This is a genomic window from Bacillus sp. FSL L8-0199 (assembly GCF_038005705.1).
Classification (GTDB): domain Bacteria; phylum Bacillota; class Bacilli; order Bacillales; family Bacillaceae_G; genus Bacillus_A; species Bacillus_A cereus.
Genome location: NZ_JBBOTS010000001.1, coordinates 3,655,697 through 3,680,075 on the forward strand (window position 1 = coordinate 3,655,697; position 24,379 = coordinate 3,680,075).

A 24,379-nucleotide genomic window follows, 5' to 3' on the forward strand; every position below is an offset into this window, starting at 1 on the left:
ACCTAATTTATCCATAATATACCACTTAGTATTATTTATTGCAAGGTACTAAGCTATATTTATTCCCTAAATTTAGAAAGCGAACTAACAAATCCCTGAATAAGACTGTGTTATAACTAAGCATTCTTCAAGGTTTCATTTCATTTACATTAAATATTAGACTTCATTCACTCTTTCCTCTTGAAGAATCCACTACAACCTTATTCACTATAGCTAATGAGAAAAAGCCCCAATACTTATCGGTATTAGGGCTTTTTCTCATTATTATATATTAATTGAATCTCTATTTGAGAACCTACATACGCGACAAATAATTTAATATCATATTTTATTTCTCATCCCCGTTTCCCAATATTTTTTGCTTAACATCTGATAAATCCTTTGACAACGAACTAAATGCTTTTGCTTGTTCTTCAATGACCTGTTGATTTTTTTCAATAACTTTTTGATATTGTTCTTCGCGCTGTTCATTCTTTTTTTGCGTAGTAAACAGCATCCACACAAATAAAGCTGCGAATGCTCCTTGTTGAATCATTGAATTGAAGATTTGTTCTTCCATCGTTCTCATCTCCTTTTCAAAAATTAAAAAGAATCACACGAGTGACCCTACTCTAATATCCTTATCTCACATTAAAATGTTCTTCTTTTACCCATGTATTTTGTCCAATATCGATATAACCATCTTTTCTTGCAAAAATCCCATATGGATAAGATCCATCTACATTTCCTTTATAATTTCCATTTGGACCATCATATGTGTTAATACCATAACCTGCTGGATATTTTGAATAAGCATGGAACCACTCTACTTCAAAGTGTTCTTCTTTTGCCCATGCTTCCCAACCTAGGCACAACATATTTTCATTCCCACCATACCAAGCAGCATCTATAATTAAATATGGCATTTTTGTATTAATGACATGACCTGTGAACCAGGCATCTTTTCCAGGGCCACTATATAAATTGATACCCGATCCTTCTGGGTATTTAGATGTTGCGATACCTAGCCCTTTTGGTTGTAGTGGTTTATTATTATCTTTATTAAATGTTTTGTTTATCTTCTCAATAAATTGATCCAATCTTCCTTCATCAAGCATTCGATGTGGGCAATGTTTTCCACTCCATGATTTATGTGTGCGTATATTATTAATTGGAATATTAAATTGTTTCATTAACTGAGCAATAACAATTACTGCATTATCTTCTGCTTTATAATATCTATCTCCACCGCTTAAAGAGTAACAAATTTCTACCCCGATAGATTTACGATTACCATTCCCGTTACCATCACCGGCATGCCAAGCATTACGATCAAACGGAATACCTTGTACCGCTTCTTTGTCATCTACTGCAACATGAAACGACACTGAATTATTATTTCCAATCATATACGATATCTCATTTTCTGCTGATGCATCATTGTACGTATTATGTACTGTGATGAATTCTGGTGTCATTGTATTGGGACACTTTATACCATATTTACTTGGATCCACTAATTTTTTTCTAATTTCCATTACTGAACATCTCCTTTTTCTTTTATTTTTTATCATTTAAAATTCCACTGAATTATTAAGTACATCTAGAGACTAAATACTCATACGGGCCGTATTTTATATAATAGGCTATGGTCCTCACATTCAAAAAAGAAAAAGAGCAACCTTTTACATCAGTTGCTCTTTCAAAAATTCCACTCTATATTCTGCACAGCATTTTACAGATATTACTCTCACCTCAAGAGGTATGATAACAAGTTTTTTCATCCTACTTAATACATACAGATTTAAAGATGTTATCTTACATTAAAGTGCTCTTCTTTTACCCATGTATTTTGTCCAATATCGATATAACCATCTTTTCTTGCAAAAATCCCATATGGATAAGATCCATCTACATTTCCTTTATAATTTCCATTTGGACCATCATATGTGTTAATACCATAACCTGCTGGATATTTTGAATAAGCATGGAACCACTCTACTTCAAAGTGTTCTTCTTTTGCCCATGCTTCCCAACCTAGGCACAACATATTTTCATTCCCACCATACCAAGCAGCATCTATAATTAAATATGGCATTTTTGTATTAATGACATGACCTGTGAACCAAGCATCTTTTCCAGGGCCACTATATAAATTGATACCCGATCCTTCTGGGTATTTAGACGTTGCGATACCTAGCCCTTTTGGTTGTAGTGGTTTATTAGAAGGATCTGTTGTACCACCACCGTCTCCTTTTCCTAAGTAATCTAATGGATTCACAGCATTACTCTTATTAACGTTCCAAGACCCTTTATGCAATTCAAAATGTAGATGTTGACCAGTAACTTCTCCCGTGCTACCCATAACTCCAATAGTTTGTCCTTGCGTAACATAATCACCTTCTTTCACCGTTCGAGAACCGCTACGCATATGAGCATATACTGTTTCCCATGTAACCCCATCAATAGTGTGCACAATCATAATACATTCACCATAACTAGATGAAACATAAGAACGACTAACTCGTCCGCTAGCCGCTGCATAAATCGGATGATAACCCGATTCAGCCAGATCTATCCCATGATGATCTGGTCTACTCCCCCTAAAACCACTTGTTACTCTCGTTGTATCGGTTGGATAAATAAATTTTGCCATAATAATCTTCCTTCCTATTTATAAGTGATATAAAAAGGCACTTAAAAAAGCACCCTTTCATAACATTTTTTCTTTATATTTAAATTTAATATTTATAATCGCAGAATAAGAAACCCTTTGTTATTACCTTACATTAAAATGTTCTTCTTTTACCCATGTATTTTGTCCAATATCGATATAGCCATCTTTTCTCGCAAAAACGCCATATGGATAAGATCCATCTACATTTCCTTTATAATTTCCATTTGGACCATCATATGTGTTAATACCATAACCTGCTGGATATTTTGAATAAGCATGGAACCACTCTACTTCAAAGTGTTCTTCTTTTGCCCATGCTTCCCAACCTAGGCACAACATATTTTCATTCCCACCATACCAAGCAGCATCTATAATTAAATATGGCATTTTTGTATTAATGACATGACCTGTGAACCAAGCATCTTTTCCAGGGCCACTATATAAATTGATACCCGATCCTTCTGGGTATTTAGACGTTGCAATTCCTAGTCCTTTTGGTTGTAACGGTTTATTGTCACCACCATCAGTTCCTCCGTTAAAATCAACATATTGCTTAACAATTTCAGAGTAGAAGAAATTCCCCCCATTTTTATATCGATAACCACCATTGTAGGCAACAGCGATAGGGTGACTATATTTCACCATAGCACCAGTTGTATTTCCGAGTGATGGAGCAACAACCGTTTTAGAATACAAATCTGCTACCGGTAATGAATGCTGTTTATTGTTAGAAGCTAACCAGCGAAGGTAAGCTCGTCCAAAATTATACGATTGAACAATGGCACTTAAATCTGTAATACCATTTTTCTTTGCATCATCAAAAGCTCCCTTTAAATGCTTTACTCCGTAATAAATTGAATCCTTAGGATTTTTAATTGTATTCATTGGCCAACCTTGTGATTCACTGGACTGCATAATATCGGGGGTTGTTTCAGAGTTTCCTCCACTTTCCACCATAATAATTCCAAGTACGTAAGGAACTAACTCAGGTACTCCTTGTGCGGAACATTCACTTTCTACCATTGATTGCCAACGTAACACTTGTTGTGGCAAATTCTTTGTTTTGACTGAAGCAGCTAATAAATTCATCATTAAACATCTCCTTATTTGCTATTATTTTCGCCTGTAAACCTACTACTTTACTAAATATAACCGGAAGCTAAATGCCCATTTATCTATAAAATCACTTCATGTTACTCACCTTCTTTCACAACAAAAAGAGCAACCATAAAAATAGTTGCCCTTTCGTCGAAATCTTATATTACTACTATAAATCACTTTTTCAATACTTTCTGTACACTGCATGTATCCTACAAAAAGGTAACACTAAAATCCATCTAAAAACTTGACAATCTTCCTTATTTCAGCGTGTTTTCGGCGTATATAGCCTGTACTATAATGTAATTCAAACGCAATTTGCTCTAAAGTCATTCCATCAACATATTTCATTTTAAGTATTTGATGATCCAGTCCTGTAAACTTATTAATCAAAAGCTTTAAATCACACTCTTCATTCATTTTATGAGCTAATTCATATTCAATTGCTTCAATACGCCCTTCTACCTTAGCCCCTTCCGATTCAGCGGTTAATCTTACATTTTGCAAATCACCGCTAATCCAACGCTTCAATTCGGCTTTTGATTTATCTAAGTTGTATTCTAAATAAGCAATTTCTTCTTCTAACTTCTTATAATCTTTGAGCCATTCGAACACTTACTGATTCACCCACTTCCGTTCTTTTTACAAAGTCTCTTAACACTAATTTAATAGAATGAATATGCTTATTAGCTTTTTCAATCTTTATTACTTGTAAATTATCTTTCATTTTATAAACACAACCCTTTCCTAACATTTTTTACCCTCTATTGATAAGTTCATTACATCTTTAGAATTCCGATATCGTAAGTAATTCCTGAATCCTTTTGAAAAAACTTCTAACAGTCCCCATAGAACCTTAAGAAAGAAACTGAAATTACAAATGGTTCATACTTGATCCAAACATTCACTACTATCTTTATAATACTGTTCACTATGCATTGGGAATCTTTAAAGAATATAATTGTATTATTATTTTATTAACATAATATATTTTAAAATAACAAAATCACCTAACATTTTTTCTTATGACTTATATTTATTTAACACTTCTTGTAATCTCTCACGCTCTTCATCAGTAGACTGCACGGTTTTTCTTTCCCCTTCTAGATTTGTTGATTCATCATCTTTATATAACCAATCGGGTACAATCTCTTTTCTATTTGAATACTTCCTACCTGTCTCGTTATATTTCTTTTTCTTGCTCATTTCGAAACGTCTATCTAGTGTAGCCACATCAACTAATGTTTTAACTTCTTGCTCCTTCCAATTCCTCAATATAGCCTTAATGTAGTTCCATCTTGGTGCATTCTCATCAACGGCTTTATTAATTGCCTGCTGAATTAACTCATCACTAAACAAATTACAAAAATCCCCCAACTCTGCAATTGCAATTTCACTTAACGGAATGCCCATCCCCTTAATAAAGTTACAACTTACTTTAACCCTCTCATTGATGAATACACGAGAGTCTAATTTATCCATATCATCATAATGATTAGTGTTTTGTATATTAGTATTTCGTTTATTAGTAATTAGTCTATTAGTATTTAGTAGTGTCTGATTTTCCACATATAGCTTTACCACATCTTGGTTTTCCACTTGTGGCATGTTCCTTTGTGGCGTTTCGTAAATTTCCGTATCCCACCTTGTAATTTTTTGGGTATTCCCATCACGAACAGGATAACGTTTTACATAACCTAATTCTTTTAATTCCTTAAAACCTGTACGGAGCGAATCTTCTCCATCCTTAGCATGTCGAGCTAATTCGCTAATATGAAAAGTCCAATCGTCTGGTAATGTAAGCGCATAGGCTAAGATTCCTTTCGCTTTCCATGACAACCTTTCATCTTTTAAACCAGTATTATTTATAACGGAATAATTACTATCTTTTTTCACTCGAATAATCCCCATACTAGCCACCTCATAAATTCTCAAAAACGGTATTCAATGTTATACTTATCTAGAGATATTTTTTCTTATAGAATCCGCTGCAACGGATTCTTTTCTTATGCATTCATTCAAAACAATCATGCTATCCATATCTATTTTCTTCTAAACCTCTCTTATTCCTCAAATTCAACATCCACTTGAATTTCGATATTCATTGGAATTTCTTGTGTTATACGAATCACATTTTGACTCATTCCTTTTTGAATAAGCTTTCTAACCTGCTCTTTTGCATCTTCTTTTGTTTTAAATTCACTGACAGTTGGTACCCCTGCTAAACTGCTAGTAATCACTAAAATCTTTCTTTGCATGTTCTTTCCTCCTACTGAATGTCTGCCATATTTATTTGTGAGTTTTTAACTGTAATTTCTTCATTTAAAACAGTTGGAATTGAATATTCTTCATTAATAATTTGTATTGCTCTATCCAAATGATGACGCTTAATAGCTTTATAACTATTCACACCAAATTCCCGATGTAACTGACTGTAAATGTCTCTATATAACTTCCTTCTAAGGCCGATATCCTGATAAGAATTTGAATTTTTACCTCCCAATAACATAACACCTAACCTTTTTACAGCCCTTGTTATTTCTTCACACTCGATAGCATAAAGCGGCGTATTTTCTCGCAATCCCTTCACCTCAGACTTAATCTCTTGTATCTCCTGAGTATGCCCTTCTAACGCAGCAAATGTTAACTTTAAAACCCCCATTGGATCCTTTGGCACATTTTGTTGATTTTGTATATACTGCTTCATTCGTTTGAACTCTTTCATAAATTTAATTTTCATTCCAACCGCTTCTCTACTGGTATATCCCATAACAAGTAACGTGAATGCTTCTTCTGTTAAATCATATTTAGAGATTCGCCTGTTCTTTGAATTAACATAAGTGGACTCGTGAAAATTTTCTCCTCCAAACTCTTCATCTACATATACAATTTGTTTTCGAACTTCCTTCAAAACGTCCAAGTGATTTTTTTTGAATATCTTCGCAATTACCAAACTATCCGTTACTACTTTGCCATCAACTTCAAATACTAATGAACTATGTACTGATGAGTCAGTTAATTGCCCCATCCTCATCTCCTCCTCACTACTAATTTTGGGCTATCTTTATTGCATTGAGATAATTTCGCACTACCCATAATTCGTTACTTTCTTTTTACAGATTAACTAGTTATCGGAATTTAAATTAAATACTTTGATATGAACCCTCTTATTAAATCATCATTCAATAATTCGATTATAGCGTTACATTTTAAGTAAATCTCCTCCGATTTCAATTCGCTTCATTTTCTTCAAATTCAAAAAGATATTCCAAACTATGTTCTGGAAAAAAAGTTTTCTTAATTTCAAAAGCTTCATCATAATAAAAACGAAATTTACCATTTATTTTGTCGCTCACTGTTGCGTGGCGAAGTTTCAGATGCGAAGAAATTTGTGTAATCATAATTCTTTTTCTCGCCATCTCTGCACGCAAATTCGGATACATTGACCCACCACCTTCTTGTACGATATTGCGTTCATTTCCATTTAAATATAAACTCAATTTCGTATTTAGTCAATAAAATAACGTATTAAAATACTCAATTTCGTATATTTTTCTATTTACTAACAAATCTAGTTAGGTTATGATATATACAGAAATACGCAATATCGTATACATTTTAATAAGAAAGATGGTGAAAGTAATGAAAAAAGCAGAGGTTGTAACACGCTTAATAAAAGAAGCTGGCTATAGCAAAAGAGCCTTCGCCGAAAAAATAGGTCTCCCCCCCACAACACTGCAATCCATGTTATCAAGAGGGATTGGCAAAGCATCTGTTGATAATGTGATAAAAGTTTGTAAGGGATTAGGAATCACTACTGATGATTTAGAAAGACTCGCAACTCAAGAGGACAATACTGTTAAAGAGGAAGTTTCTATTTATGAAACCATCCAAAACGATCAATCAAATATTATTCATATTCCTATCATTGGTTCGGTAGCCGCCGGTACACCTATATTCGCCGAAGAAAATATTGAAGGCTATTTACCAATGCTAAGTACATTTTTAAACAAGCGTAAAAAGTATTTTTATCTTACTGTAAAAGGCACTAGCATGAATCTCGAATTCCCTGATGGTTCTTATGTTTTAGTAGAGGAAACTCCTTATGTTGAAAACGGACAAATTGCCGTTGTAAAAGTCAATGGTTATGATGCTACCGTGAAAAAGATTTCAAAATCCGGAAGCATCATTACTTTAATACCATTGAGTAATGACCCTATCCACGAACCAAAAACTTACGACCTTTCAGCTGAAGATGTAAAAATAATTGGTCGCGTTGTACAGGCAGTAAAGAATTATTAAGTTATAGCACAAGTGATTTAAAAAAAGATAAAATCAATTCTTTTGAAAAAATTTTCTTAGTAACATGATTCAAAATAACCAAAAACAATCCATTATCTAGTAGTTAATATATCCAATAAGTTCACTTAAAAAAGCCCTGATACCGTAGTATCAAGGCTTTTTTATTTCACAAATTATATAAAACTTACGTTTATCTGATAATGTTTTTCTATGATTTCACTACTTGTTATTAATTATTAGCTTTTATGTGGCTGTTTTTCATTTTATAACCACATAAAATTGTAATAATAGGGAATTAAAAAACCCTTGATACGAGTTGTATCAAGGGTTCAAGCCTCTTAGTATAGAGACATATATTGATCGCGTTCCCATTGGTGAACTTGTGTTCTAAATATATCCCACTCAATCTCTTTCGCTTCGATGAAGTGCTCAAGTAAGTGTTCTCCTAGTGCACCGCATACTACTTCATTAGATTGTAATGTAACTAATGCTTGCGCTAATGTTGCTGGTAAGTCAACGATACCTGCTTCTTCGCGCTCTTCTTTTGTCATTACATAGATGTTACGATCTACTGCTGCTGGTGGAGTTAATTTGTTTTTAATTCCATCAAGACCTGCAGCTAATAATGTAGCCATTACTAAATATGGGTTTGCAGCCGGGTCAACACTACGCACTTCTACGCGTGTACTAATACCACGAGATGCAGGGATACGTACTAACGGGCTACGGTTTTGTGCAGACCATGCTACGTAACAAGGCGCTTCATATCCAGGTACTAGACGTTTGTATGAGTTTACAGTTGGGTTTGCTATCGCTGTAAATGCTGGTGCATGTTTTAAAATACCTGCGATGAAGTGACGAGCATCATCACTTAACTGTAAGTCACCGTTTGCATCAAAGAATACGTTCTCACCGTTTTTAAATAATGATAAGTTACAGTGCATACCTGAACCGTTCACACCGTATAGTGGTTTTGGCATAAACGTTGCGTGTAAACCATGTTTACGAGCAATTGTTTTTACAACAAGTTTGAATGTTTGAATGTCATCACATGAGCGAATTGCATTTGCATATTTAAAGTCAATTTCGTGCTGCCCTGGAGCAACCTCATGGTGAGATGCTTCAATTTCAAATCCCATTTCTTCAAGTTCAAGAACGATATCACGACGACAGTTTTCCCCTAGATCCATCGGCGCAAGGTCGAAGTATCCACCGTTATCGTTTAGTTCTAATGTTGGATTTCCTTTTTCATCAACCTTAAATAGGAAGAATTCTGGCTCTGGTCCAAGATTGAAGTCTGAAAATCCTAAAGCTTCCATTTCTTTTAACACACGTTTTAAGTTGTTACGTGGGTCTCCATCAAATGGAGTGCCATCTGCATTGTAAATATCACAGATTAGTCGAGCTACTTTACCTTTTTCAGCTGTCCAAGGGAAAATTACCCAAGTGTCTAAATCAGGATATAAATACATATCAGATTCTTCAATACGTACGAAACCTTCAATCGAAGATCCATCAAACATCATTTTGTTATCAAGAGCTTTCGTTAATTGTCTCACTGGAATCTCTACGTTTTTAATTACCCCTAAAAGGTCCGTAAATTGTAAACGGATATACTTTACATTCTCTTCTTTCGCCAAACGGAAAATATCTTCTTTTGTGTATCTAGACATTATAAATTCCTCCTTAGTCCCTCTAATCGCCTTCAGAATCAGTTATCTTTAGTGAAAAAATCTTGAAATGTCACCTTGTCGCAATGAAGTTCGATTGAATCTACCTGTATGTTGTAGTTCGTCTCGAAGTATTTTGCGAAGCTCAGTTTTTGAAATTTCTTTCGTTTCTTCTTTTACTTTCACTGCTTCTGTTTGATTTTCTTTCATTAGTAACACTTGTTTAATACCAGCCATATTCAAGCCTTGATCTAACAAATCTTTAATTTCTAACAACTTATCTACATCGTTAAATGAAAATAATCTACGATTCCCCTTTGTACGGGTTGGAGAAACAAGATTATGCTCTTCATAGTAGCGAATTTGACGTGCAGACAATTGTGTTAAATCCATAACAATACCAATAGGAAACAGCGGGGCAGAACGTCTATCTTCTTTCATTTTTCAGTTCCTCCTTCGCCTTAACTGCTTCTCATTTTATACTATGTTATGTTTAGTGTCAATAGATGTTAGCTTTTCTTACATGATTTTTTATAAATTTTTTTATGAATTTTTTCATTCTTTTTTCTAATCGCATAAATCATTACTTTTATACGAAAAAAGCTGCCGAAATCGACAGCTTCCCTTTAAGAAATTGTTAATAAATTCTTTTCAATCAATTCGTCAATCGCAGAACAAATCGCAATTTTAACATGCGAATACGTTAAGCCACCTTGCACATACGCAACATATGGCGGTCTAATTGGACCATCAGCAGACAATTCAATACTTGCACCTTGAATAAATGTTCCCGCAGCCATAATTACATCATCTTCATAACCTGGCATATAGTTTGCATACGGAGTAAAATGCGAATTAATTGGAGATGCATATTGAATCGCTTGGCAGAAGGCAATCATACGGTCTTTATCATCAAATTGAACAGATTGAATTAAGTCTGTTCTTGGTGCATTCCACGCTGGTGACGTGTTCATTCCTAACTTTTCTAAAAACGCAGCTGTAAAAATTGCACCTTTCAGCGCTTGTCCTGCAACATGTGGCGCTAAGAAGAACCCTTGATACATTTCTTGCAGACTGTATAGAGACGCTCCAGCTTCAGCGCCAATTCCCGGAGATGTTAAACGATATGCACACGCTTCAACATACTGTTCTTTCCCGACAATATAACCACCAGTTTTAACAATTCCGCCGCCCGGGTTTTTAATAAGCGAACCCGCCATTAAATCTGCACCAACATGACATGGCTCTTGCTCTTCAATAAACTCGCCATAACAGTTATCTACAAACACAACAACATCAGGTTTAATTTCTTTAACAAACGCGATCATCTCTTTAATTTGAGAAATAGTAAACGACGGACGAGTAGCATAACCTTTCGAGCGCTGAATACCGATCATTTTCGTATTATTATGAATCGCTGCTGCAACAGCCTCAAAATCAACAAGCCCAGCTTCAGTTAGCGGAACTGCATTGTAACCGATATTATATTCTTTAAATGAACCTACACCTTTCCCACGTACACCAACAATTTCCTCTAACGTATCATACGGTTTCCCAGTGATATACAATAACTCATCTCCCGGGCGTAAAATACCAAATAAAGCTGTAGAGATAGCGTGAGTACCTGAAATAATTTGCGGACGAACAAGTCCAGCTTCCGCCCCAAATACATCAGCATACACTTTTTCTAACGTATCACGGCCAATATCATCATAACCATAACCTGTTGTCGGGATAAAATGCGAGTCACTAATTTTATGTTTACGAAAACTTTCTAATACACGAAACTGATTGCTTTCAATTACTTCATCCGCACGTTTATGTACTTCTGTAATCTGACTCTCTACTTCTTTTACGATTGGAGCAATTTTTTCTCCATTTTTCAAACGATCAAACATTTTTATTGTCTCCTTCTTCCACTAAAAATCTCTTTAATTGCACATTAAGCGATGAATGAGTAAAAATATACCCTGCACAATCATATACAAATTTATCTTCTAGAAACTCCATCTGTGCTAATAGAGTTTCCGTCTTTAAAAGCGTTAACAACTTACCTTCACTCGGAGGGATTTCCACTCGATAACAATCCATTTCTTTCTTCATCTTCGTTTCTATCGCTTCTTTTATACGCAATAAATCATTTTCTTCAAAAGCACTAGTCATTAAGAAATCACTTTTCGGAAACGGAATAAAGTTTTGATGTAATTCATCTTTTTTATTATATAACGTAATAATAGGAATATGGTTAATTTCAAGTTCTGATAATAATTGTTTTACTGTTTTTTCATGCCCTATGTAGTTAGGATCCGCGGAATCAACTACATGTAAAATGACATCTGCTTCCCCCGCTTCTTCCAGCGTTGAACGAAAAGCAGCGATTAATGAAGTGGGTAAATCTTGTATAAAACCAACAGTATCAGTTAGTAATACTGTATAACCAGAAGGTAACGGCATCTTCCTCGTCGTTGGGTCTAATGTTGCAAACAGAAGGTTTTCTTCAAACGTATCAGCTTCCGTTAATCTATTAAACAGTGTCGATTTCCCTGCATTTGTATACCCTATTAACGAAACTTGAAATACTTTATTATCTTTTCTTCTCTCACGATATCTTTTTCGATGTTCCACAACAACTGCAAGTTGTTTCTTTATTTCATCAATACGGGATCGAATATGACGACGATCCGTCTCTAATTTCGTCTCACCCGGTCCTCTCGTTCCAATACCACCACCAAGACGCGATAAGGACAATCCTTGCCCCATAAGACGCGGCATTGTATATTGCAACTGAGCTAATTCTACTTGAAGCTTACCTTCCCTCGACTTCGCACGTTGCGCAAAAATATCCAGTATTAGTTGCGTTCGATCAATTACTCTCGCATCTAATACTGAGGATAAATTCCGAATTTGACTCGGCGTTAATTCATTATTAAATACAATAACATCCGGCTCTAACTCTTCAGTTAACATTGTAAGCTCTTCTAATTTCCCTTTACCTATGTAAGTTGCCGGATGAAACTTTGGTCGTTTTTGCGTTGTTGACACTAACAATTCTGCTCGTGCAGTCTTCGCTAGTGATGCAAGCTCTTTCATGGAATGCATAAATTTCTCATCATCATCTTGTGGCAATTGACAGCCTACTAATATGACTTTTTCTTTTTCTTCCATCAAATATGTTCACTCATCCTTTTCGAAATTTAAACCTTCTAATATAATAGCAGAGGAAGCACATTTCATCTAGTTAGCGGGGGAGAAAATTCATGGCATGGGAGATTTTTAGCATCATAGGCACAATTGCTTTCGCACTAAGCGGAGCCATTGTTGCAATGGAAGAGGATTATGATATTTTCGGGGTGTATATTTTAGGAATGGCAACCGCATTTGGGGGAGGTGCCCTTCGTAATTTATTAATCGGTTATCCGATTGTCGCGTTTTGGCAACAAGACATGTTATTCCAAATCGCACTTTTATCAATGACTATTATTTTTCTTTTTCCAAATAAGTTAATTAGACATTGGAAAAAGTGGGAAAATATCACTGACGCTATCGGTTTATCAGCATTTGCTGTACAAGGAGCATTATATGCCCAAAAATTAAATTTACCAATTAGCGCCACAATTGTAGCAGCTGTTTTAACTGGTATCGGCGGCGGTATCATTCGCGATCTTTTAGCCCGCAGAAAACCTCTCGTTCTTCGAGCTGAAGTATATGCCTTTTGGACAATTTTAGCAGGTTTCTTAATTGGAGCTCAAATTATTGTTAGCGATTGGGCTCTTTACATTCTATTCATTTTAATTGTTTGCTTCCGCATGGTTTCTATTCATTACAAATGGCATTTACCGCACAGACGTATCGAAACGAAAGAACGTTCAATGCATAAATAGCAATCTAACCTCTTTACATATCGTAAAGAGGTTTTTCTTTTCTAACGATTTTTTCTTTATATAATGTTTATACTAATTTTTAAAGTGAGGTGAATACAAATGACAAACCACGTTAATAAAGGAGCTCAAAAAAGCTCAGTAAATCAATTTGGACACGATCCTAATTCAGCATACGAAAAGAGCGCTAAAATGGAACACTTCCATAAAACACACCAAGAAAAAGCAAAAAAAGAGTAAACGAACTTATACACAAAAATCGACGCACAGTTTATGTACTGTGCGTCTCCTCTTCGAGCATCAAATCCATACTCGATATTCCAATTAAATCATTTTTATCATACGCATCTTCTTGCAACAACCGCATCGCCTGTGTACGAATTGATTTTTCAACAATATTCCGTACATATCGCCCATTACTAAACGATGTAATTTGCGACGAATACTTCACCGCATGTAAATGATCCCTAAATTTCCATTCAGCTTCTTTTGATAACTGATATTCACGATCTTCATACATTCTCTTCCCAATTTCCAATAGCTGATTTACCGAGTAATCCGCAAACTCAATAATAAATGGAAAACGAGATTGAAGCCCTGGATTTAATGAAAGAAAGTGATTCATCTCTCTTGAATATCCAGCTAAAATCAATACAAAACCATGTTGTTTATCTTCCATATGTTTTACAAGCGTATCAATTGCTTCTTTTCCAAAGTCCTTCTCTCCTCCTCGAGCTAAAGAATACGCCTCATCAATAAACAAAATACCTCCCATTGCTTTTTTTATTAAATCTCTTGTTTTTTGGGCTGTATGGCCGATGTACTCTCCTACAAGGTCAGCACGTTCAGCTTCAACCAAGTGGCCTTTCGATAGAATATTCATCTCAAACAGCAATTTTCCTATCATTCTAGCAACAGTTGTCTTCCCTGTACCTGGATTCCCTTTAAACAGCATATGAAGTACTTGCTTCTCTGACTTCAATCCCTTTTCTTGTCTTTTTTTATTCACATAAATCCAAGCATATATTTCTTTTATTATCTTTTTTATATCCTCCATCCCAACAAGCTTCCCCATCTCTTCTTCAATTCTCTGCAGCATTTCATGTTTAATTGCAGTTTCATTTGAAATTACCGTTTTATTTTCTGCGGCTGGCAAAGAAATTTTCTTTCGATGGTTTAACACAATATTAATTTGATTGTTGTTTTTCTTTCGCATCGATTGTTCCATACAATCACCTCATTTTATCCACTCACCAAATATTATTATTCCTGTCCCCCTTGTAAATGCCTATTTTCAGAAAAGTTTGCTATAATATAAGAAATAATTAAGGTGGTGGGACTATGGAGACAACGGAATTCCATGATACAATACAAGCCTTTTCTATTTTTTTATTGAATAAAGGCCGAAAACCCTCAACTATTAAACGTTATGTTTATGACATTGAAGACTTCGGACATTGGTTAGAAAAAAACAAAAAGCTCCCTTCCAGTAATATATGGGCTACACTTTGTACAAAAGACTACGAAGATTACTTTTCCGATTTAAAAACGAATCGACATTACTCAGAAAAAACGATGCATCGTGTATTTATTGTACTAAATAGAATGCATCATTTTCTAAACATTCCTAATCCATTGAAGAATATGGAAATATCTATTCAACCAGACCGTACACTTCGTAACGAAGATTTCATTTCACCTGATGAAGAAAAAAGGTTAAAGTATATAGTCACTTCATTAGAAGGACTTTCAGAAAAACAACTTCCTGTGCGCCCTTTATTAATGGATCGCAATATTGCTATTTTAAATCTATTGATTGACTACGGTTTATCCTTACAGGAACTTACAGCATTAACAATGCATCACGTTCACTTTGAAACTAATACATTATCAATCCCAGCAACCGCAGGTGTAGAAAGAACAATTACATTAGCAAAAGAAGACAAAAAACAACTATATAATTATTACAAAAGCATCCCAGAACCAGTTCGTCCTAAATACCATAGTGATGATCCATTATTTGTCGCATTCGATTTTAACCGTGGAACATACAGGTGGGTATATGAAAATGATGCACCAAAGGCATTAACGGAAATTGCTATACAAAAAATGATTCGCCTCGAAGTGGCTAGAGCCAATTTACGTAAAGGAATTTCAGGACAACATTTTCGTAACACCTATATTTTAAACTTAATAAAAAAAGAAACTCCTGAATCAGAAATTATAAAACTCGCTGGATTCAAATCAAAAATTTCCTTAAAGCGATATTATCAATACGCAGAAAATAGAAAAAACGCCTTATTGTAAGGCGTTTTTTCTATTTTTTCTTTAAACAAACGATTTTACTATGACCATTTAACTAATTTCTGCATCTACTATGATGAGTTTCGTTCACATTTTCGTGAGAAAGGAGAGATTTAATGTCTCGTTATAACGACAATCAAAACAAATTCTCCAAACCATGCTTTCCAAGTAGCGCCGGACGAATCCCAAATACTCCATCAATCCCAATTACTAAAGCTCAGCTTAGAACATTTCGTGCGATTATTATTGATTTAACAAAAATAATCCCAAAACTTTTCGCAAATCCATCTCCCCAAAATATTGAAGATCTAATCGATACATTGAACCTACTAAGTAAATTTATTTGTTCACTAGATGCTACTTCCTCCCTGAAAGCACAAGGGTTAGCTATTATTAAAAACTTAATAACTATATTAAGAAATCCAACCTTTGTAGCAAGCGCTGTATTTATTGAGCTTCAAAATCTCATTAACTATTTACTATACATTACAAAATTATTCCGAATTGACCCTTGCACACTTCAAGAGCTCCTTAAATTAATAGCAGCATTACAAACTGCTCTAGTTAATTCTGCTTCGTTCATTCAAGGACCTACCGGACCTACCGGACCTACTGGACCTCGAGGTAACACGGGCGCTACTGGCGCTACCGGTGCCACTGGGCCTCGAGGTAATACGGGCGCTACTGGCGCTACTGGGCCTCAAGGTAACACGGGCGCTACTGGCGCTACCGGTGCCACTGGGCCTCGAGGTAATACGGGCGCTACTGGCGCTACCGGTGCCACTGGGCCTCGAGGTAACACGGGCGCTACCGGTGCCACTGGGCCTCGAGGTAATACGGGCGCTACTGGCGCTACTGGGCCTCAAGGTAACACAGGTGTTACCGGCGCTACTGGGCCTCAAGGTAACACAGGCGCTACCGGCGCTACTGGGCCTCGAGGTAACACAGGCGCTACCGGCGCTACCGGTGCCACTGGACCTCGAGGTAACACGGGTGCTACTGGCGCTACCGGTGCCACTGGGCCTCGAGGTAACACGGGCGCTACCGGTGCCACTGGGCCTCGAGGTAATACGGGCGCTACTGGCGCTACTGGGCCTCAAGGTAACACAGGTGTTACCGGCGCTACTGGGCCTCAAGGTAACACAGGCGCTACCGGCGCTACTGGGCCTCGAGGTAACACAGGCGCTACCGGCGCTACCGGTGCCACTGGACCTCGAGGTAACACGGGTGCTACTGGCGCTACCGGTGCCACTGGCGCTACTGGTGCCACTGGCGCTACTGGTATAGGAGTTACCGGACCTACTGGACCTTCTGGCGGGCCTCCTGGACCTACTGGACCTCAGGGACCTCAAGGTAACACAGGCGCTACTGGACCTCAGGGTGTTCAAGGTAACACAGGTGCTACTGGTGCCACTGGGCCTCAAGGTGTTCAAGGTAACACAGGTGCTACTGGCGCTACTGGACCTCAGGGTGCTCAAGGTAACACAGGTGCTACTGGCGCTACTGGACCTCAGGGTGTTCAAGGTAACACGGGTGCTACTGGTGCGCACTGGACCTCAAGGTGCTCAAGGTAACACTGGCGCTACTGGACCTCAAGGTGTTCAAGGTCACAGGTAACTGGACTGGTGTTCAAGCACAGGTGCTACTGGACCTCAAGGTGTTCACAGGTAACACAGGTGCTACTGGACCTCAAGGTGTTCAAGGTAACACAGGTGCTACTGGACCTCAAGGTGTTCAAGGTAACACAGGTGCTACTGGACCTCAAGGTGCTCAAGGTAACACAGGTGCTACTGGACCTCAAGGTGCTCAAGGTAACACTGGCGCTACCGGACCTCAAGGTGTTCAAGGTAACACAGGTGCTACACAGGTGCTACTGGTGCTGGACCTCAAGGTGTTCAAGGTAACACAGGTGCTACTGGCGCTACTGGACCTCAAGGTGCTCAAGGTAACACAGGTGCTACCGGCGCTACTGGACCTCAAGGTGTTCAAGGTAACACGGGTGCTACTGGACCTCAAGGTGTTCAAGGTAACACAGGTGCTACTGGTGCCACTGGACCTCAAGGTGTTCAAGGTAACACTGGCGCTACTGGTGCCACTGGACCTCAAGGTGCTCAAGGTAACACAGGTGCTACTGGACCTCAAGGTGTTCAAGGTAACACTGGCGCTACTGGTGCCACTGGACCTCAAGGTGTTCAAGGTAACACGGGTGCTACTGGACCTCAAGGTGCTCAAGGTAACACTGGCGCTACTGGTGCCACTGGACCTCAAGGTGTTCAAGGTAACACGGGTGCTACTGGACCTCAAGGTGCTCAAGGTAACACTGGCGCTACCGGACCTCAAGGTGTTCAAGGCAACACTGGTGCTACTGGTGCCACTGGACCTCAAGGTGTTCAAGGTAACACGGGTGCTACCGGTGCCACTGGCGCTACTGGTATAGGAGTTACCGGACCTACCGGACCTTCTGGCGGGCCTCCTGGACCTACTGGACCTCAAGGTAACACTGGTGCTACTGGCGCTACTGGACCTCAGGGACCTCAAGGTAACACGGGCGCTACTGGCGCTACCGGTGCCACTGGGCCTCGAGGTAATACGGGCGCTACTGGCGCTACTGGACCTCAAGGTGTTCAAGGTAACACTGGTGCTACTGGCGCTACTGGACCTCAAGGTGTTCAAGGTAACACTGGCGCTACTGGACCTCAAGGTGTTCAAGGTAACACTGGTGCTACCGGTGCCACTGGCGCTACTGGACCTCAAGGTGTTCAAGGTAACACTGGCGCTACCGGACCTCAAGGTGTTCAAGGTAACACTGGTGCTACTGGCGCTACTGGACCTCAAGGTGTTCAAGGTAACACTGGTGCTACTGGCGCTACTGGACCTCAAGGTGCTCAAGGTAACACTGGCGCTACCGGACCTCAAGGTGTTCAAGGTAACACAGGTGCTACTGGTGCCACTGGACCTCAAGGTGTTCAAGGTAACACTGGTGCTACTGGCGCTACTGGACCTCAAGGTGTTCAAGGTAACACTGGCGCTACCGGACCTCAAGGCATTCAAGGACCAACGGGTGCTACCGGCGCTACTGGCATAGGAGTTACTGGACCTACTGGACCTTCTGGTGGACCTACCGGACCTACTGGGCCTACTGGACCTAGCTTCCCTATAGCAACAATTGTTGTAACAAACAATATTCAGCAAACAGTACTGCAATTTAATAATTTTATTTTTAGTACTGCAATTAACGTAAACAATATTATCTTCAACGGCACAGATACAGTTACTGTTATTAACGGTGGTATTTATGTAATTAGCGTATCCATTTCTACAACTGCACCAGGATGCGCTCCACTCGGAGTAGGAATTTCAATTAATGGAGCAGTCGCAACTGATAATTTCTCTTCAAATTTAATAGGCGACTCACTTTCATTTACTACAATCGAAACATTAGCAGCTGGTGCAAGAATTTCTGTTCAATCTACTCTTAATGAGATTACGATCCCTGCGACAGGAAATACTAACATCCGCCTTACTGTATTTAGAATCGCTTAAATTTCATCATATATTGTTTATGACAAATAAAAAAAGAGCGAGAAAACTCGCTCTTTTTTTGTTATGTACAATAATTCATTACTATTCTAATTCAATTGAAACATTTTTTTGTGGTACAAATGTAGAAATTGCATGTTTATAAATAAGCTGTTGCTTACCTTCTGTTTCCAGCAGGACTGTAAAATTATCAAATCCTTTAATTAGTCCACGAAGCTGGAAACCATTTAATAAGTACAGCGTAACAAACGTATTTTCTTTACGGAGTTGATTTAAAAACTGATCTTGAATATTGATTGATTGCTTCATGTCGAATCCTCCTCTTTTTCTCTACTTACTATTATTCGACTTTACTTGTAACTTTCCTTCTATGTATCGTAAAATTTCTGACGTTTTTTCACCGTTTGTAACATCAAACCACGTGACATCCATTTTATTACGGAACCACGTTAATTGACGCTTTGCATAACGACGCGAATTCGTCTTTAATTGTGATACCGCATCTTCTAAAGAGACTCGATTCTCAAAATAATCATAGATTTCTTTATATCCAATCGCTTGAATAGATTGACAATCTCGTATCCCTCTATTATACAGCCCTTCTACTTCCTCTAATAGGCCTTGTTCCATCATCAAATCCACTCGTAAGTTAATGCGATCGTATAGCATTTCTCGATCCATTGTCAAGCCAATTAATGAAACATCATAGAGTAACTCTTTTTCTTGTTTCTCAATTTGGTCACTCATTTTTTCACCCGTTGTGTGGAAAATTTCTAACGCCCGAATGACACGTCGTACATTATTTGCATGAATACGCTCCGCACTTTCTGGATCTACTTCTTGCAATTTTTTATGTACATATTCCACACCGCGTTCTAAAGCTAACTTTTCCATTTGCTCTCGGTATATCACATCACCAGCATCATCTGTAAACTGATAATCGAATAAAACAGATTGTATATAAAGACCGGTCCCACCAACTATAATTGGTAATTTACCACGTTCTGTAATTTCTCGAATATGCTTGCGAACACGTTCTTGAAATTCCGCGACAGAAAATGAATCTTCCGGATTTTTTATATCGACCATATAATGTGGAATTCCGTCCATCTCTGCTTTTGTTACCTTTGCAGTTCCAATATCCATCGCTCGATAGATCTGCATGGAATCACCACTAATAATTTCACCGTTCAACGCTTTGGCAAGATCGATACTTAACTTCGTCTTTCCAACAGCAGTTGGTCCAATGATGACAGCAACTTTTTCGCGTTGCACTTCTACCATATCATTCAACTCTCTTTATGTAATATACTCCATCTATTGATTATACCCAATCTTACCAATTTTAACGGCATGATTGCAAGTTCTTTCATTTCGGTACATGAAATTATACAGAAAAAAGAACATAGTTTGTCCAATTCTGCATATACATGATAAAAATAGTTTCGAGAGGATGAGTTAACTATGAAACAATCCACCATCAATTTTTCATCTTTGACAAAAGACCTCATTTTGGCTACTTCTACAAAAGAACAAAATTGTTCACAAGAGGAATTATACTTCGCCCTAAATTGTTTACTACGGGCTTTTCATTCTACTCTCCATGAAACAACATTGCATCCAGAAAATAAAAATACAGAATATATACAAACGCAATTTTGCAGTGCATATAAAATTATTACAGGTAAAACTATTTATCCATTTCAATAATCCATAAAAAGCGGCTGCTTACATAATTTCAAGCAACCGCTTTTTATATTAATATCGATAACCTATTGTATAACTTTCACTTTTACAGATTTGCGCCCCCAGCTATTAGCACTACCATCTGAACCGACTAATACATCAATACGGTTTCCTTTAATCGCACCACCAGTGTCTCCAGCAATCGCTTCTCCATATCCTTCTACCCATACTTTTGATCCAAGCGGAATTACTTTCGGATCAACAGCAATTACTTTCATATTTGGATTTGCTGTTAAATCATGCCCCATCGCAGTTAATACACGACCACCATACGAACCATTCTCACTCGGATCTGCTGTATATGCCGTCGCTTCTACTGTAATTTCACGACCACCAGTAGGCGCACTTGTTTCAGTAGATTTTGCAACTGGTTTTGCAGCCGGTTTTTCTTTTACCACAGGTTTACTTGATTCTACATTCTTAATAGAATCGTTACTCTTAACAGACTCTTTATTCTTAACTACTGTATTATTTTTAACCGGCGTATTGGTTCTAGCTGGCGCTTCTTCTTGAGCTACAACCTCTTTCTTTTCGATTACAGGTGCCGTTCCTGTTAAATATGGCACGTGAACATATCCGACTTTTCCATTGTAGTCGAATTGTAACCATTCATTTTGAACTTGATTCGTCGTTTCAATCACATCATCTTTATTAAGTTTACCTAAAATTTCAGAATCAGTATTCGCTCCAGCACGAATATTTAATACGCCCGCCGTTACATAATATGTGCTCTTTGTAAACTCGGCACTTACAAACGCTTCCTTGCCGTTCAACTTAATTTTTGTCCATCCATTTTCTGTATTTATAACATCTAGTGTATTCCCACTTAACACTTTACCTACAAGCTTTGACTCTACATTTGGGTTTTCTCTAACATTTAATACGTCTGTTGTTACAATTGTTTCCGCTTTAGCAGAACCCACAAAAATCCCAAGACCAAAAACTGCTGCTGTTGCTATACCTAATAATTTTTTCATGAATAGCCTCCATTTGCTTTGTTTTCGTATTTTCATTATAGCAACAGATTTTTAGAAATTTTAGAAATCACACAATTACAAAGCATTCGTAATATACGATTAACGAGTTGTAACATAAATTTCCATATTAATAAAATGTATTTCTAATACAATCTCCAATGGTGTTCATATATTTTTCATATACGAGCACAAGAACTTTTTTCCAGAAAAAATTACAGTGTTACTTTTTTGTTACAAAAAATTCAGGTTTTATTACATCTTTTACCAAAAAACATTAATATTTAATTGTTAACCTATTTTTTTGTAATAAAAAGAGAGCAGCTACTAAAGCTGCTCTCTTTTCACTTGTTATTGAACTTTCTTTTTCCAAACACCTAGCATAATAGCCGAGACAATCGTTCCAATTAATATAGAGAAAATATATAGTAACGGTTTATTTACTAACGCTATTACAAATAATCCACCATGCGGTGCTGGTAATGTAATTTGGAATAACATAGATAACGCACCTGCAATACTTGAACCAACAACACAACTTACGATTACTCGAACCGGATCTGCAGCTGCAAACGGAATCGCACCTTCTGTAATGAACGATGCTCCCATAATATAATTTGTTAAACCAGATTTACGTTCCGCTTCTGTAAACTTTGATTTAAAGAATGTAGTTGCAAATGCAATCGCAAGTGGCGGTACCATACCACCAGCCATAACTGCTGAGTGCACTCCAAAATTCTGTGCTTCTATTGCAGCAATACCAAACGTAAATGCCGCTTTATTAATTGGACCACCCATATCAATTGCCATCATACCACCTAAAATAAGACCTAGTAATATAGCATTCGTACCGTTTAAACCATTTAACCACCCTGTCAACATTTCATTTAATGCTACTACAGGCGGAATCACTGCTTTTTGCATTACAACTCCTGTAATCAATAATCCAAAGACTGGATATAACAAAACAGGTTTAATTCCTTCTAATTGTACTGGTAGTCCTGAAAATAATCTTTTCAACCCTAAAACAACATATCCAGCTAAGAAACCAGCAATTAATCCACCTAAAAAGCCAGCATTCGCATTCGCCGCTAAAAATCCACCTACAACACCAGGCATAAAACCAGGACGATCAGCAATAGAACTTGCAATAAATCCAGCTAAAATTGGTACAAGGAATAAAAACGCACCTGTTTTTCCTCCACCAATTGACATGAACAATTCAGCTAAAGGACCTTCCGCCTTTATACCACCAAACGAAAACGCTAGCGCTATTAAAATCCCGCCGCCAACAACGAATGGAAGCATATTACTTACGCCATTCATTAAATGCTTATAAATTCCTAATCCTTTTTCTTTTTCCGTACTTTCTGCCTTTCCAACATCTTTTACACCTTTAAAGATTGGTGCATCTTGCTTTACAGCTCGATTAAGAAGTGTTTCCGTTTTTCTAATCCCATCAGCGACTGGTACTTGAATGACATGCTTCCCAGCAAAACGGTTCATTTCTACTTGTTTATCTGCTGCTACGATAATAGCTGTTGCTCGTTCAATGTCTTCTTTTGTTAAACCGTTTTTTATACCTGTTGATCCGTTCGTTTCAACTTTAATTGCGATTCCTAGCTCTGCTGCTTTTGCTTTCAAGCTATCTGCGGCCATATACGTGTGAGCGATTCCAGTTGGGCAAGCCGTAACTGCCAATACGTACGGTTCATTTCCTTCTGGTTTGGCGACTTCAATCTCTTCTTCTTTTTCATTCTCTTTTTCATCAAATAGTTGAAGAAGCTCACTTTCATCCTTCGCTTCTAATAGTTGCTTGCGAAACCCTTCATCCATTAATAATGTCGATAAACGAGACAACGTTTCTAAATGAGTATTATTCGCTCCTTCACTTGCAGCAATCATAAAGAATAAGTGTGCAGGCTGTCCGTCGAGCGACTCATAATTGATACCGCTTACACTTCTACCAAAACAAATCGATGGTTGTTTAACAGCCTTTGTCTTCGCATGAGGTATTGCAATACCTTCCCCTATTCCAGTCGTACTTTGGGACTCCCGCTTTAAAATAGCTTCTTTAAATTCCGTTTTATTATTTAAACGATTTGCCCCATTTAATTTCTCAACTAATTCATCTATGACAGCTTCTTTATTTGAAGCTGTCAAATCCATAATGACTGTATCCCTTTTTAATAGTTCTGTAATTTTCATATG

24 protein-coding genes and 1 pseudogene are annotated in these 24,379 nt (G+C 37.5%); 6 read left to right on the forward strand and 19 right to left on the reverse strand.

Going from position 1 to position 24,379, the window contains the following annotated elements; all coding sequences use genetic code 11:
• Positions 1-328: 328 nt before the first annotated feature.
• From NST86_RS18675 to NST86_RS18720, 10 genes are all read right to left on the reverse strand, one after another.
• Positions 329-559 carry a BhlA/UviB family holin-like peptide gene (locus tag NST86_RS18675; RefSeq protein ID WP_000392443.1) on the reverse strand — a complete coding sequence of 77 codons (231 nt, stop codon included), beginning with the start codon at positions 557-559 and terminating at the stop codon, positions 329-331.
• Between the two features lie 61 nt (positions 560-620).
• Positions 621-1,517, reverse strand: coding sequence for a peptidoglycan recognition protein family protein (locus NST86_RS18680; RefSeq protein WP_016118482.1), 897 nt, complete (start codon positions 1,515-1,517; stop codon positions 621-623).
• A 275-nt stretch (positions 1,518-1,792) separates the two neighbouring features.
• On the reverse strand, positions 1,793-2,635 hold the full coding sequence (locus NST86_RS18685) for a M23 family metallopeptidase (protein ID WP_001051376.1): 843 nt from the start codon (positions 2,633-2,635) through the stop codon (positions 1,793-1,795).
• Between the two features lie 123 nt (positions 2,636-2,758).
• Positions 2,759-3,745 (reverse strand): lysozyme family protein, encoded by a 987-nt coding sequence (locus NST86_RS18690; RefSeq protein ID WP_033668930.1) that lies wholly within the window; start codon positions 3,743-3,745, stop codon positions 2,759-2,761.
• A gap of 237 nt (positions 3,746-3,982) precedes the next feature.
• Entirely contained in the window at positions 3,983-4,369 is a 387-nt protein-coding gene (locus NST86_RS18695; protein WP_000464424.1) for a DUF1492 domain-containing protein, read from the reverse strand.
• Positions 4,344-4,508, reverse strand: a complete 165-nt coding sequence (locus NST86_RS18700; RefSeq protein ID WP_000900736.1) for a hypothetical protein — start codon at positions 4,506-4,508, stop codon at positions 4,344-4,346. The genes NST86_RS18695 and NST86_RS18700 overlap by 26 nt, the downstream gene beginning before the upstream one ends.
• Before the next feature lie 269 nt (positions 4,509-4,777).
• Positions 4,778-5,665: a DnaD domain protein gene (locus NST86_RS18705; protein ID WP_016118487.1), complete on the reverse strand. Its 888-nt coding sequence runs from the start codon at positions 5,663-5,665 to the stop codon at positions 4,778-4,780.
• A gap of 152 nt (positions 5,666-5,817) precedes the next feature.
• Complete coding sequence (locus NST86_RS18710) at positions 5,818-6,012, reverse strand: hypothetical protein (RefSeq protein ID WP_016118488.1); 195 nt, start codon at positions 6,010-6,012, stop codon at positions 5,818-5,820.
• An 11-nt stretch (positions 6,013-6,023) separates the two neighbouring features.
• A complete protein-coding gene (locus NST86_RS18715) occupies positions 6,024-6,782 on the reverse strand; it encodes a phage regulatory protein (RefSeq protein ID WP_016118489.1) in 759 nt (252 codons plus the stop codon).
• 202 nt (positions 6,783-6,984) lie between these two features.
• Positions 6,985-7,197 carry a hypothetical protein gene (locus tag NST86_RS18720; protein WP_000283431.1) on the reverse strand — a complete coding sequence of 71 codons (213 nt, stop codon included), beginning with the start codon at positions 7,195-7,197 and terminating at the stop codon, positions 6,985-6,987.
• 199 nt (positions 7,198-7,396) lie between these two features.
• Here NST86_RS18720 and NST86_RS18725 point away from each other — a divergent pair, with 199 nt between their 5' ends.
• Positions 7,397-8,056 carry a LexA family protein gene (locus NST86_RS18725; RefSeq protein WP_033683142.1) on the forward strand — a complete coding sequence of 220 codons (660 nt, stop codon included), beginning with the start codon at positions 7,397-7,399 and terminating at the stop codon, positions 8,054-8,056.
• A gap of 338 nt (positions 8,057-8,394) precedes the next feature.
• Here NST86_RS18725 and glnA read toward each other — a convergent pair whose 3' ends face one another.
• From glnA to hflX, 4 genes are all read right to left on the reverse strand, one after another.
• Entirely contained in the window at positions 8,395-9,729 is a 1,335-nt protein-coding gene (gene glnA / locus NST86_RS18730; protein WP_000092763.1) for a type I glutamate--ammonia ligase, read from the reverse strand.
• 48 nt (positions 9,730-9,777) lie between these two features.
• A complete protein-coding gene (gene glnR / locus NST86_RS18735) occupies positions 9,778-10,167 on the reverse strand; it encodes a transcriptional repressor GlnR (protein WP_000656783.1) in 390 nt (129 codons plus the stop codon).
• 185 nt (positions 10,168-10,352) lie between these two features.
• Positions 10,353-11,624 (reverse strand): methionine gamma-lyase family protein, encoded by a 1,272-nt coding sequence (locus tag NST86_RS18740; protein WP_000460290.1) that lies wholly within the window; start codon positions 11,622-11,624, stop codon positions 10,353-10,355.
• Positions 11,617-12,891 carry a GTPase HflX gene (hflX, locus tag NST86_RS18745; RefSeq protein ID WP_227593488.1) on the reverse strand — a complete coding sequence of 425 codons (1,275 nt, stop codon included), beginning with the start codon at positions 12,889-12,891 and terminating at the stop codon, positions 11,617-11,619. The genes NST86_RS18740 and hflX overlap by 8 nt, the downstream gene beginning before the upstream one ends.
• Before the next feature lie 92 nt (positions 12,892-12,983).
• On the opposite strand from hflX, the gene NST86_RS18750 reads away from it, so the two are divergent.
• Entirely contained in the window at positions 12,984-13,607 is a 624-nt protein-coding gene (locus tag NST86_RS18750; RefSeq protein WP_000312267.1) for a trimeric intracellular cation channel family protein, read from the forward strand.
• A gap of 99 nt (positions 13,608-13,706) precedes the next feature.
• Positions 13,707-13,844, forward strand: a complete 138-nt coding sequence (locus tag NST86_RS18755) for a hypothetical protein (protein ID WP_016118492.1) — start codon at positions 13,707-13,709, stop codon at positions 13,842-13,844.
• 31 nt (positions 13,845-13,875) lie between these two features.
• On the opposite strand, the gene spoVK is transcribed toward NST86_RS18755, so the two are convergent.
• Positions 13,876-14,832, reverse strand: coding sequence for a stage V sporulation protein K (spoVK, locus tag NST86_RS18760; protein WP_000438175.1), 957 nt, complete (start codon positions 14,830-14,832; stop codon positions 13,876-13,878).
• Between the two features lie 113 nt (positions 14,833-14,945).
• On the opposite strand from spoVK, the gene NST86_RS18765 reads away from it, so the two are divergent.
• Both NST86_RS18765 and NST86_RS18770 read left to right on the forward strand, forming a co-directional pair.
• Entirely contained in the window at positions 14,946-15,911 is a 966-nt protein-coding gene (locus tag NST86_RS18765) for a tyrosine-type recombinase/integrase (protein ID WP_000450319.1), read from the forward strand.
• Between the two features lie 113 nt (positions 15,912-16,024).
• Positions 16,025-19,451: pseudogene (locus tag NST86_RS18770) on the forward strand (Gly-Xaa-Xaa repeat protein).
• 81 nt (positions 19,452-19,532) lie between these two features.
• Here the strand turns inward: NST86_RS18770 and hfq are convergent.
• Both hfq and miaA read right to left on the reverse strand, forming a co-directional pair.
• Positions 19,533-19,757: an RNA chaperone Hfq gene (hfq, locus tag NST86_RS18775; protein WP_000813896.1), complete on the reverse strand. Its 225-nt coding sequence runs from the start codon at positions 19,755-19,757 to the stop codon at positions 19,533-19,535.
• Between the two features lie 21 nt (positions 19,758-19,778).
• Positions 19,779-20,732 carry a tRNA (adenosine(37)-N6)-dimethylallyltransferase MiaA gene (gene miaA, locus NST86_RS18780; RefSeq protein ID WP_000230557.1) on the reverse strand — a complete coding sequence of 318 codons (954 nt, stop codon included), beginning with the start codon at positions 20,730-20,732 and terminating at the stop codon, positions 19,779-19,781.
• 180 nt (positions 20,733-20,912) lie between these two features.
• Here miaA and NST86_RS18785 point away from each other — a divergent pair, with 180 nt between their 5' ends.
• On the forward strand, positions 20,913-21,158 hold the full coding sequence (locus NST86_RS18785) for a hypothetical protein (RefSeq protein WP_000814429.1): 246 nt from the start codon (positions 20,913-20,915) through the stop codon (positions 21,156-21,158).
• Positions 21,159-21,220: 62 nt separating this feature from the next.
• Here the strand turns inward: NST86_RS18785 and entD are convergent, their stop codons facing one another.
• Positions 21,221-22,171 carry a cell wall-binding protein EntD gene (gene entD, locus NST86_RS18790; protein ID WP_000734641.1) on the reverse strand — a complete coding sequence of 317 codons (951 nt, stop codon included), beginning with the start codon at positions 22,169-22,171 and terminating at the stop codon, positions 21,221-21,223.
• A 348-nt stretch (positions 22,172-22,519) separates the two neighbouring features.
• On the reverse strand, positions 22,520-24,376 hold the full coding sequence (locus NST86_RS18795; protein WP_086424272.1) for a PTS fructose transporter subunit IIABC: 1,857 nt from the start codon (positions 24,374-24,376) through the stop codon (positions 22,520-22,522).
• Positions 24,377-24,379 lie beyond the last annotated feature (3 nt).